Below are 12,614 nucleotides of genomic sequence, written 5' to 3'. Positions count from 1 at the left end.
GTGTTATAATTTGGAAAATAATAATTCTTAATTTTCTGAATAAGTGAAGACGGGGGATAAATATATGAACATTTTAAAGAAAATCACTAATAATATTTCGAAAGTTATTATAGGAAAAGATGAATCCATAGAACTTGCAGCCATTGCTCTAATAGCAAAAGGACATATTTTATTAGAAGATGTACCGGGGACAGGAAAAACAACACTAGCGAAAAGTTTGGCTAAAAGCGTGGACGCAAAATTTCAAAGAATACAATTTACAGCGGATACTTTGCCCGGAGATGTTATTGGTCTTGAATATTTTAATGTGAAGGAATCGGATTTTAAAACGAGGTTAGGTCCTATTTTTGCAAATATAGTATTAGTGGATGAAATTAATCGGGCTGTACCGAGAACACAATCTTCGTTACTCGAAGTTATGGAAGAGCGTACTGTTACAATTGCGAAACAGACGCATTCATTACCAGAACCTTTTTTAGTAATTGCAACGCAAAATCCTCTTGAATCTGCTGGTACATTTCCTTTACCTGATGCTCAATTAGACCGATTTTTACTTACGATTCGCCAGGGTTATCCTACGAGAGAAGCTGAAAAGGAAATGATGAATCGGTTTCAAACGAATGATCCGTTAGAAACATTACACTCTATTATTTCAAGTGAAGAAATTATTATGATGCAAAAACGTGCAAGAGAAGTGTTAGTAGGAAATGATGTGCAAGATTATCTTCTTGAAATTATTGAGGAAACGCGTAAGCATGAGCTAATTGAAATTGGTGTAAGTCCGCGGGGGACGTTGGCATTTATGAGAGCGATTCAAGCACGGGCTATATTAAATGAAAGAGATTACTGTACGCCAGATGATATAAAGATACTTGCTGCATCTATATGCGCTCATCGTTTAACGTTGACAATTGAAGGGGAGATGAAAACAACAAAAGAACAAATCATGAAAGAAATTCTTCATACGATTAATGTGCCGGTGGAGAATGTACGATGAATCAACAACTTGTGTATACACCTTTAGCGGAGCCTTTCGTAATAGGAGTTATGTCAGTTGTAGCCGTTATTTTAAGTGTATTTTCAAGTAATCTACTCATATTATCTCTCGTATTTTTATATGTAATTTTAATAGGTGCTATGCATGTTTATATACGTAAAGTATCTCGTGTTAACTGGGAATACGATCAAGGAAATTCGAATGTTTTTATCGGTGAAACGAACAGGTGCAAAATAAAAATTTCAAACAAATCAATTTTCCCTATTTTTAATGTTGTATTCCGATTTAAATGTGAAAATAAGATAACTTGGAATCATGATGAAATAAATAAAAATAATAGTACAGGTTCAAATTATTATATGAATTTTAATTTAAAAGGAAGAGAGTCAGTTTCATTTGATTTACAAGCTGTGGCATTAAAAAGAGGCATTGCGAAATGGGAAGAGGTTGAAATTGTTATTACTGATCTCTTTGGATTTATAACGAACCATATCACATATAAACAAGTTGATACGCCCTCCTATTTAGTCTTACCAGCTGTTCCGAAAATACAAGTTCCTGAATTACAAGAATGGTCACGAGGATTTCGAAAAGCGATGTCATCACCCTTATATGATGAAACGAAAGTAATGGGAGTAAAGTCTTATGAAAATGAAGATTTTCGTTCTATCCACTGGAGTGCAGCAGCGAAAACAGGGACGATAACTGCGAAAAAGTACGAGCGAACGCAATCAGATAAATACGCGATTTACCTCAACTTGCAAAATAAAAGCGGTATTTCTTTGCGAAATGATACAGAGGAACTAATTGAATTAACAGCAGGTATATGCAAACAACTTCTTATGCAAAACTGTTCGTTTGAAGTATGGATCAATAGTGTAAAAGATAACGGCTTGCTACATATAAAAAATGGGGATAATCGGAAACATTTGCAAAATATATTAAAAGTACTTGCCTCAATATCGGACCAAGATACTCCTGTATCTTCCACTTATTTTTACACAGCAGGCTTTCGTCGAAAAGAATTGGATGCAGTTCCTTTAATTCTTGGTACTTCCCCAAGGAAATACACCAGAACGAATAAATGGGTTGTAATTAAAGAATAAGAAGGGGTTTATGTCATGGTTAATAAAGAGAGACATATGGAAGTAAAGTTGTGGAGTGTTAGAGTATTAATACTACTTTTCTTTACGGTTAGTGCGATAACGTTTTCACAAGGTGTTGTGCATGTACAAGACATAGTAAAAGGGCTTTTTTCTAGTAAGACGGAGACAATATCAGAAAGAAATTATGATTTTACTAGTGTAGACTCACAGTTTGATGAACCTGAAAGAATTATAGATGAAGAAACAGGAGTTGTAGATACAAGAACAAAAATAGATAGGAAAATTCCACTTTTTGTACGAAAAAACTCATGGACTGATGTGTTTTCTGTTCTTTCAAATTCATGGATTAGTGTCGTTTTTTATGTAATTATTGCAGTGGTTATTCTATATGTTTTTTATAAATTAATGAGGAAAAAGGTAACGAAATCAGAAATACAACAGGATAAACAATCGATAACAAAAGAAAACACGGATAGAACTGAAAAGAACAAGAAAGTGAAGCATCAGTTTGAACAGCCGTTACCGACAGATACGATAAGAAAAACGTTAGTTGAATGGGAAAGAACATTACCATTTCATGAACAGAGAAGATCCTATGAAACGATGCAACAGTGGTTAAAAAGAATTAGTAGAACGAGAAATATTACTTCGCTATATGAGTCTGTTCGTTATGGTGAAAAGACGTATACGGAGTTAGATGTGGAAAAAATAATGAAGTGGGTAGAGGGAGATGGGAAGGTGGATATGTAAATATCCACCTTTACTTTTTAGTATAGAAATTTGATTATCATGAATCATTTTCAAATATAAAACTGCCTTCAAATAAGAAAATGAAATTAACTGTAAATTAACTTTATTTACTTATACTTCATTATATGTTAACCTATACTTAATTTTTATAAATTATAATTAATTTTTGATTTTTTAAGGGTGTGAAAATGTAATGAAATCGGTATTAAAAAGCATACTTATTTCCTTTGTTTTTTCAGCAGTAGGTATGTGTTGGTTGCTGTTCTTATTATTTCAAGGGGACGGTGATTGGTTATTATCTTGGATAGGCGTATTAATGTCATATTTATCTTTATATACTTTAATAGATTTATACTGTAAAAATACATACGATAAAAAATTAAATAAATGGCTTATAAAAACAGCGGTGACTAGCTTTAGTTTTGCAGTATTAGGAATCTCATTTTGCATCATACATGAGCTATTAACACCATGGAGTCTTAGTTTAATGGTGTGGTATTGGTTGCTAATGTTAGTATTATTTTTAACGACTATAATATCATTAATCAGTTTAGTATTTGTTAATCGTAAAAATCACAATTTCACCGTTGGATATAGAATGCTCATACTTCTAAATGTATTTCTTACATTAGGACCAGTATTATGGCCGTTATTACTTTCTATTATTGGAAATGGTATGAATGCTAGTGCAGGCTGGTAAAAAGGAATTTAGATTAGTTGTGTAAAGAATAGGATGAAAAGCTGATATAGAATTTTAAATGTTTATGAGAACATGTTTACATAAAAAGTGAAAACATGTTCTCTTTTTATTTGCATGCATAACTCTACCTCAGTTTACCCTATTTAAATTTGAACGTAAGTATTTTGTAAGGAATGAATAAGAAAAAAGAGAGGTTTATCGTATAGGATGAAAGTATAGCTTGAATCAATACGATATTAATAGAGGAGAGAAAGCCTTATGAAAACACGTAATCAAATTAAGTTGGCAAGTTTAGCAGTTTTATTAGCGGGTACTACTCTATTTACACCTGGTTTTACTGTGAAAGCAGAGTCTACTCAAAATATTTCTAATTCGTCACAAGAACCTAATCAAAAGAATCGGAATGGATGGAAACAAGTAATGCAGGAAACAATACAAATTGGGGCACCAGGGGTATTAGCTAAGACGTCTAATGAAGGGAAAGTTAATAGTTATACTGCTGGCGTGGCGGATTTAATTACAAAGAAACCGGTGAAATCGGATTTTCGCTTTCGGATTGGTAGTGTGACGAAAACTTTTACCGCCACGACTGTTCTTCAATTAGTAGGAGAAAATCGCGTACAACTTGACGATCCAATTGAAAAGTGGCTGCCGGGTCTCGTGCAAGGAAATGGGTATGATGGAAATCAAATTACGATACGACAACTTTTGAATCATACGAGTGGTATCGCTGAATATTTAAAGTCAAAAGACGCTGACGTAATGAATTCGAAAAAAACGTATACAGCAGAAGAAATAGTGAAAATAGGCCTTTCTCTGCCTCCAGATTTCTCGCCGGGCAAAGACTGGTTGTATTCAAACACAGGATATGTAATATTGGGAATGCTTATTGAAAAAATAACTGGTAATAGTTATGCGGAAGAAATTGAAAAGCGAATTATTGAACCTCTGGACTTGCCAAATACGTTTTTACCAGGAAATTCACCCGTCATCCCAGGAAAGAATCATGCTCGTGGATATGTGAAAATGGAAGAAACAGGCGAGTTGAAAGACATTACGTATTATAATCCGAGTTTAGCTAATGCAGCTGGAGATATGATTTCTAATGCGGATGATTTAAACAAATTCTTTTCATCTTTACTCGGTGGTAAGTTACTGAAGGAACGCGAGCTAAAAGAAATGCTTACTACAGTTCCTGTAGAAGGAAAAGGGGTTGGGGATGGATATGGTCTTGGAATCTATGAGACTAAACTTCCAAATGGTGTCTCAGTATGGGGGCACGGAGGATCAATTCCTGGGTTTATGACTTTTGCTGGTGGAGTAATTGGAGGCAAGCATACATTTGCTGTCAATGTTAATTCTTTAGGTCCGGTTGATATTCTTACACAGTTTGATAAAATGATGCAAGTTGAATTTAATAAATAGATGAAGAAAAAGCGAATAGGTTTCTGCAATAGCTGTAAATAAAAGAGATGCTTTTTAAATTTCACAAATAAGGACAGTATTAACATTCATAATATGGTATTAAGTATATGTAGAACATAAATATGATACAAGTGTATTTCAAAGTGCAATTCAATCTTATAGTTTAGTTTAAAAAAGATGTCAGTTGCATGACATCCTTTTTGTTGTGGGACAAAGAGGTGTTGTTTGTTTTGAAAATTGTTATTTTTGAGAGTATTCCATATAATGAGAAGTATAGGGGCTATACAAGGGAGTTATGAATGGATAATACTTTAGTTTGTTAATTATTTTGTTTTAATAAAAAAGTAAATTGATTTGGAGTGAAATACATTGGGACAAAATCAGTTTAGATGGAGTAACAAGCAATTACGAGAACATGTTGAAATAATAGACGGTACACGAAGTCCACACAAATTATTAAAGAATGCAACATACTTAAATTCCTATATACGTGAATGGATGCAAGCAAATATTTGGATTTATGATGACCGTATTATATATGTAGGAGAAAAGTTGCCAGAGCAACTATATAAATGTGAAGTCATTGATTGTGATGGAAAGTATGTCGTTCCCAGTTACATAGAACCGCATGCACATCCATATCAGTTGTATAACCCAGAGACGCTAGCAAATCATGCGATGCAATTTGGGACAACGACTTTTATTAATGATAATTTAACTCTATTTTTCACATTAAAACGTGAAGAATCATTTCGTTTAGTAGAGGAATTTAAAAAGATTCCAGCTACTATGTATTGGTGGTGCCGTTTTGATGGACAGACTGAATTGCAAAACGGGGAATCTTTGTTTAATAGTAAAGAAATAATAGAATGGCTGAAACAAGAAGCTGTTCTTCAGGGTGGGGAGTTAACAGCATGGCCAAAATTATTACATGGTGATGATGAAATGTTAACTTGGGTGCAGGAAACGAAGCGATTGCAGAAGAAAGTAGAAGGCCATTTTCCGGGTGCATCTGAAACGACTTTAGCGAAGTTAAAACTGTTAGGTACAGATTGTGATCATGAAGCGATGACAGGGCAGGAAGCTTTCACTCGTCTTATGCAAGGTTACACCGTTTCTCTTAGAAATTCTTCCATTAGACCGGATTTAGAAGTTTTATTAAAAGAATTGTTGGAATTAGGCGTGAAACAGTTTGATAGATTTATACTTACTACAGACGGCTCACATCCTTCGTTTTATGAAAATGGAATGACAAACGTAATGATTTCTACCGCGATAAAACAAGGAGTGCCAGTAATAGATGCATACCATATGGCAAGTTATAATATTGCTCGCTATTATAATATGGAACATGTACATGGTTCGATTGCGACAGGTAGAATTGCTAATATCAATATTTTAGAAAGTAAAGAAAACCCAGTACCAATTAGTGTCCTTGCAAAGGGGAAATGGGTGAAGCGTGACGGTGTAAATACGCATGAAGCATTACATATAGACTGGAGTAAATATAAAGTAACTCCATTATCATTAGATTGGTCAATAGAAAAAGAGGATATGATTTTCTCTAATAAAACGGGGATACACTTATTAAATAACGTTATTACAAAACCATATACTAGTGAAATCAATATAGACTGTGATGAATTATCCACAGATCATGATGAATGCTTCCTCATGATGATTGCTCGTGATGGTACTTGGCGAGTAAATACAGTTGTAAAAGGTTTTGCGAAAGAATTAGGTGGTCTTGCTAGTTCTTATTCCGGCACAGGTGATATGATTCTCATTGGAAAAAGTAAAGAAGATATGCTTACAGCTTTTCGTAGAGTAAAAGAGCTCGGTGGTGGAATGGTCGTAGCAGAAAACAATGAAATGTTACACGAAATAGCATTACCATTGCTCGGGATTATGTCTAATTTAAAAATGAGTGAATTAATACAGGAAGAGAAACAGATGGTGAAATTACTACAAGAGCGTGGCTACGCGTATGATGATCCAGCATTTACAATTTTATTCTTTTCTGCGACGCACTTGCCTTTTATACGAGTAACACCTATAGGATTATATGATGTGAAAAGTAGTAAGGTACTGGCTTCGCCGGTGAATTTAATAAAGCAATATTAAAAGGAAAGGCCCTATAATAGTCTAAATTATAGGGCCTTTTACATTATTAGTATAAGAATATTGTAAGCCTCAAATGATATAGTATCTAAATCATTTGAGGTGATATGTAAATATGAAAAAAATATTTTACATTTTAAGCATATTTATTCTGTGTGTATCGATACAACACGTTGTACATTCCCAATCAGATGCACCAAGGTTATCTTCGGATTGTCTCGAAGAAAGAAAAGTTCGAGATGAAAAGTATGTGAAGAATATAATACAGGACATTAAATCCACATTTAATTTAAATATTGATGAACATAGTTTTTGGGAAGTAAGTAAAAGAGATCTGGAGGCTGCCCATTTGATGTATGGTGGAAAGGAAAATGATTCTTATTATAATTCGCTAACTAAAATTTATGATAGTGGTGGATTTAGCGAACAGCCCAGCTTATTTGTGAGGGCGCAAGAAGCATTTTTACTTTATAAAGAAAAAGATAATATCAATGTAATGAAACGCCTAAAACTAGACGTTGAAAAAGGGGAATGGCTCGTTATAAAAACGAAAAAGAAGAAAGGGAAAAAAGTGAAATTCAAGCCTTTGCAATGTGAAAAAGATTATATGAAAAAGAGAAATGAATAACAAAATACTTATTCATGCTGTTTTTATTCAACGATATTTTGCTGTTGATTTGAAATAGAAAAAGGTAAACGAACATATTAGCTTTATGGAATATGTTTGTTTACCTTTTTTTGAGAGATTTAAAAATTGGGGATGTTTTTAGTTGGAAATTATGTACTGGCTAATGAACTTATAACATTCAATGAATTTGTTCTTCATAAACATTAGATTTTGTGTCAAATGATTTATACATTGCCGAACCACCTATGTATATTTTATTCTACAGTATTTATAAAAGAATATTGGCCATGCATAAGAAATATGATTGGCACAGTTTTTGCTTGTATTAAATGTAAGGAAGGGAGATTGTATGTAAGGAATCTGTACTCGTAATAGTATAAAACAAGCTACTATTGCATTATTAATCATAGTTGTATTTATAGCGGAACTGTAAATACATACAAATAAGTAGGTTTTTGGTTTAAAAATTCTGAATTTTCTTTTAAATTATTAGGGGGCAATGGTATGGTTAAATATTCGAAAATTTCTAAGTGGATTCTTGGTGTTGGACTAGTGACAATAACATGTAATGGTTTGCAAATTCAAGCAGAGACAAAAGAGAAAAATGTGAAGAACGTATTACAAATGGAGCCGGTAGGAATACAGAAATCTGTTGATGAATTGGCGCACCCTTCAAAAGTACAAGAAAATGCATCTTTTACAAAACGGTTAAAATTAGCGGATTTATCGCAGCGTCCACTAGCACCAAACGATAATATTAAACCGTTAGCTGAAGAAAAAAAGTATTCAATGGCTGAGTTAAATCAATTAAATAATAAACAATTAACTGATCTTCTTGTGACAATTAAATGGTATCAAATTCCAGAATTATTTCAGTTTAATAGTGATAGTCTTAAATTCTATCAAGATGATAGTCGAATGCAAGCAATTATTAATAAACTAGCAGAACAAGGACAAGCTTATACGAAAGATGATTCAAAAGGGATTGAAACATTAGTAGAAGCTCTACGTGCAGCATTTTATTTAGGTTTTTACCATGATGAATTAAGCAAACTAAATGAGCGTAGCTACCATGATAAATGTTTACCAGCTTTAAAAACAATTGCAAAAAATCCAAATTTCAAACTTGGTACATCAGAACAAAATAAAGTAATTGCATCATATGGAAAATTAATTGGAAATGCATCAGCAGATGTTGAAACGGTTTTATATGCAGGTGAAATTTTTAAACAATATAATGATAATCTTGCAACTTTCATTGAAGATCGAACAAAAGGAGACGCTATATATGAGTTGATGAAGGGAATTGACTTTGATATTCAGACGGATATGTACACGACTGGAAAAGAGCCAAAAGATACGATGTGGTTTCGAAATATTGATAACTTTATTAATGAAGTAAATCGTTTTGCACTACTTGGTACAGTAACAAATAGAAACGGATGGTTAATTAATAATGGGATTTACTATGCTGGACGATTGGGCAAGCTTCATAGCACGCCGACAAAAGGACAACAAGTTGTTACAGATGCAATGCGAATTTATCCATATTTAGGAGAGCAATACTTTGTTGCGGCAGAACAAATTACTACAAATTATGGAGGAATAGATGCAAACGGAAAAACTGTAAATTTAGATCAAATTCGAGAAGAGGGTAAAAAGAAATATTTACCGAAAACGTATACGTTTGATGATGGAGCAATTGTCTTTAAAGCTGGGGATAAAGTTAGCGAAGAGAAAATTAAACGTCTATACTGGGCGGCAAAAGAAGTACGTTCTCAATTTTATCGTACAGTTGGTAGCGATAAACCACTTGAAAGTGGACATGCTGATGATGTGTTAACGATGGTTATTTATAATAGCCCAGATGAGTATCAATTTAATCGTCAACTGTACGGATATGAAACGAATAATGGTGGGATTTATATTGAAGGGACAGGGACTTTCTTTACATATGAACGTACACCAGAGCAAAGTATTTATAGTTTGGAAGAATTATTCCGCCATGAATTTACGCACTACTTACAGGGAAGGTACGAAGTTCAGGGATTATGGGGACAAGGAGAAATGTATCAAAATGAACGTTTAACATGGTTTGAAGAAGGAAACGCAGAGTTCTTTGCAGGTGCAACGCGATTAGATAGTGTAGTACCGCGAAAAAGTATAATTGGTGGGTTATCTAATGATCCTGCAAAACGTTATACAGCATCACAAACATTAAATGCGAAATATGGAACGTGGGATTTTTATAATTATTCGTTTGCGCTGCAATCATATATGTATAATAAGCGCCCTGAAATGTTCGATAAAGTGCATGATTTGATTCGCGCAAATGATGTTTCAAGTTACGATGCATACCGTGCTACATTAAGCAAAGATAATAAGTTAAATGAAGAATATCAATCTTATATGCAAATGCTTATTGATAGTCGCGATAAGTATACAATTCCACAAGTATCAGATGAGTATTTAACTCAGCATGATCCAAAATCGCTTTCGGACATTACTTCAGATATTACAAATGAAGCGAAATTAAAAGATGTGAAAGTAACAAAGAATAAATCACAATTCTTTAATACATTTACACTACAGGGGACATATACAGGAAGTGCGGCTAAAGGAGAAGTTGAGGACTGGAAAGTGATGAATGAAGCAACAAATGATATGTTGAAACGTCTTTCAGGAAAAGAGTGGACTGGATATAAAACATTGACTGCTTATTTTGTAAATTACCGTGTAAATAATGCTGGGCAATATGAATATGATGTTGTGTTTAGCGGAGTGAATACGGAAGAAGGTACGGCTGTAGAAAAAGAACCAAATAATTCATTTGAAACAGCAAACCCACTATCTTTGAATATTTTGTTAAGAGGAACCTTGAGCGATCAAGATCAGGGGGATAAATTTGTTATTGATGTAAAGGATCAAAAAGATTTACAAATTTCTGTTACGAACGAACAAAATCTTGGACTGAACTGGGTATTATATTCTGAATCAGATCTAAATAATTATGTAGCTTATGCAACAAAACGTGATGGAAACAAATTGCTTGGAAATTATAATGCAAAGCCAGGGAAATATTACTTAAGTGTATATAAGTATGGTGGTGGAACAGGGAATTATACGGTACAAGTAAAATAGTTTACTATAATTTATTTTGAAAGGAAACTTATTGCATTTTTTAGCAAAATAAAGTATGTAATGTTAAAAATTAAACTATATCAATATATCCCTGTTCTAATTATAGAACAGGGATATATTGGCTTTATATTTTTAAATTAAATAATCTCATTGGATTTTGACAAGAAAATAATTAATATAGATTTGAATTCTCATTCGTAAAGAATACTTTAATCTTCTTAATGCTCTTTCATTTTTGTCTCAATGCTTGTTTTCAAATCAGTTGATACTTGATTGAAATACCCCAAAACGATCTCCCTAATATCATCGGATATAACTTTCAAATCACTAGCTAAGTTCTCAGCGAGATGTTCTTTTTCTATCGGTTTTAACTTCGTATAAAATTCACCAGCCTGCGTAAAGTCATTCTGTTTTGTTATAGAAGTTCTTTCAAGTTTACCTTCAACGTACCTTCCGTCACCGCTTGTAATTTGATTAGTGGGTGTCCAATCTTGCTGTTGGTTAATCGTTAATTTGCGAAATTCTGGACCAATTCTTCTTCTTTGTGAATCACTGTAAATGTTAGCGCGCCCTTGCAACATTTTATCATCTGATAGTTCTGCACCATCCAGTAAATTAGAAGGGGAGAATGCGACTTTCTCTACTTGTTCCATAAAATTTTCAGGATTTTTATTTAATACCATTTTCCCGACTGGTATGAGAGGATACGTCTGTTCATCCCATACTTTTGTGTCATCTAAAGGATCATAAGATAGGTAAGCTTCATCTTTCGGATCCATGAGCTGGACGTATAAACCATACTCCACTGGTTTACCATTTTCAATAGCATCATATAAATCTTTCCCGCTATAATCAGGATTTTCAGCAGCTAGTTTAATTGCTTCTTTATTAGTAATGTACTGTACACCTTCAAATGGGTACCAATGATACTTTACATACTTTCGATTACCTTCCGCATTTCTCCATACATATGTATTAACACTATGTCCTGGAATGTGGCGAAGACTTTTGGCCGTACCATTATTAGAGTATAAACGGACAACAAAATGAATAGATTCAGGTGCTTTAGCGACAAAACTCCAAAATCTATTAGGGTCTATTAAGTTATTTTTAGGTGAAGGCAATAATGCTTGAATCGTTTCAGGGAAACGCATTGGGTCACGAACAGAAAAAACAGGAATGTGATTACATAAAAGGTCAAAAATTCCTTCTTTTGTATAAAATTTTGTAGAAAAACCGCGTACATTTCTAGCAGTATCCGGTGTTCCTTTCGTACTAACAGCTAACGAAAATCGCACCATAACAGGAACTTTCTCATTAGAATTTTGTAAAAAACTTAATTTAGTATGTTCAGACATCGAATATATCGTTTGAAAATAACCGAACGCACCAAATCCTTTTACATGAACAGGTCTTTCTAAAATTTTTTCATGAATAAATTCTTGTAATGACTCATGCAGTACACTATCTTGCTCTAGTACGGGTCCACGTGAACCAACTGTTTGAGAGTGAAGTTTAGCTTGTTCATTATGTTCGTCATTTTCATTAAAGTCTTTCCCTAGTATAGATTGCCCCTGTTTATCATAGTTTTCATCCATCGATATAGCCTCCAAATCTTTTTTGTCCAATGTTACTAAATATGATTCTATAGCCTTAATTATGTATGACACGCACAGTTCAAAGCAGTAACATACCGCTAGATGAAAAAAACACATATGTAGTGGACCTGTTGAAATAGAAGAAATT

General features: G+C 33.5%; 9 protein-coding genes. 8 read left to right on the top strand and 1 reads right to left on the bottom strand.

Features of this window, described 5'->3' with window-relative positions:
- The first annotated feature begins 64 nt into the window (after window positions 1-64).
- The 8 genes from AC1Q51_RS19115 to colA all read left to right on the top strand — a co-directional run bounded on the left by AC1Q51_RS19115 (window position 65) and on the right by colA (window position 10,868).
- A complete protein-coding gene (locus tag AC1Q51_RS19115; protein ID WP_075720330.1) occupies window positions 65-997 on the top strand; it encodes an AAA family ATPase in 933 nt (310 codons plus the stop codon).
- Complete coding sequence (locus tag AC1Q51_RS19110; RefSeq protein WP_492331646.1) at window positions 994-2,103, top strand: DUF58 domain-containing protein; 1,110 nt, start codon at window positions 994-996, stop codon at window positions 2,101-2,103. The genes AC1Q51_RS19115 and AC1Q51_RS19110 overlap by 4 nt, the downstream gene beginning before the upstream one ends.
- Before the next feature lie 15 nt (window positions 2,104-2,118).
- The gene (locus tag AC1Q51_RS19105) at window positions 2,119-2,853 is read left to right on the top strand and encodes a signal peptidase II (RefSeq protein ID WP_141241026.1); all 735 of its coding nucleotides are present in this window, start codon (window positions 2,119-2,121) and stop codon (window positions 2,851-2,853) included.
- 193 nt (window positions 2,854-3,046) lie between these two features.
- Window positions 3,047-3,553 carry a DUF3902 family protein gene (locus AC1Q51_RS19100; protein WP_000843829.1) on the top strand — a complete coding sequence of 169 codons (507 nt, stop codon included), beginning with the start codon at window positions 3,047-3,049 and terminating at the stop codon, window positions 3,551-3,553.
- Window positions 3,554-3,811: 258 nt separating this feature from the next.
- Window positions 3,812-4,978: a serine hydrolase domain-containing protein gene (locus AC1Q51_RS19095; RefSeq protein WP_098528929.1), complete on the top strand. Its 1,167-nt coding sequence runs from the start codon at window positions 3,812-3,814 to the stop codon at window positions 4,976-4,978.
- A 369-nt stretch (window positions 4,979-5,347) separates the two neighbouring features.
- A complete protein-coding gene (locus tag AC1Q51_RS19090) occupies window positions 5,348-7,102 on the top strand; it encodes an adenine deaminase C-terminal domain-containing protein (protein ID WP_098528927.1) in 1,755 nt (584 codons plus the stop codon).
- Between the two features lie 112 nt (window positions 7,103-7,214).
- Entirely contained in the window at window positions 7,215-7,727 is a 513-nt protein-coding gene (locus AC1Q51_RS19085) for a hypothetical protein (RefSeq protein ID WP_000719367.1), read from the top strand.
- Between the two features lie 504 nt (window positions 7,728-8,231).
- The gene (colA, locus tag AC1Q51_RS19080) at window positions 8,232-10,868 is read left to right on the top strand and encodes a collagenase ColA (RefSeq protein WP_098839829.1); all 2,637 of its coding nucleotides are present in this window, start codon (window positions 8,232-8,234) and stop codon (window positions 10,866-10,868) included.
- Window positions 10,869-11,086: 218 nt separating this feature from the next.
- On the opposite strand, the gene AC1Q51_RS19075 is transcribed toward colA, so the two are convergent.
- Entirely contained in the window at window positions 11,087-12,466 is a 1,380-nt protein-coding gene (locus AC1Q51_RS19075; RefSeq protein ID WP_098509126.1) for a catalase, read from the bottom strand.
- Window positions 12,467-12,614 lie beyond the last annotated feature (148 nt).

The organism is Bacillus sp. MT94, from assembly GCF_058792475.1.
Note: the sequence above shows the minus strand (reverse complement) of the source record. Positions and strands in the feature narration are given on the sequence as shown.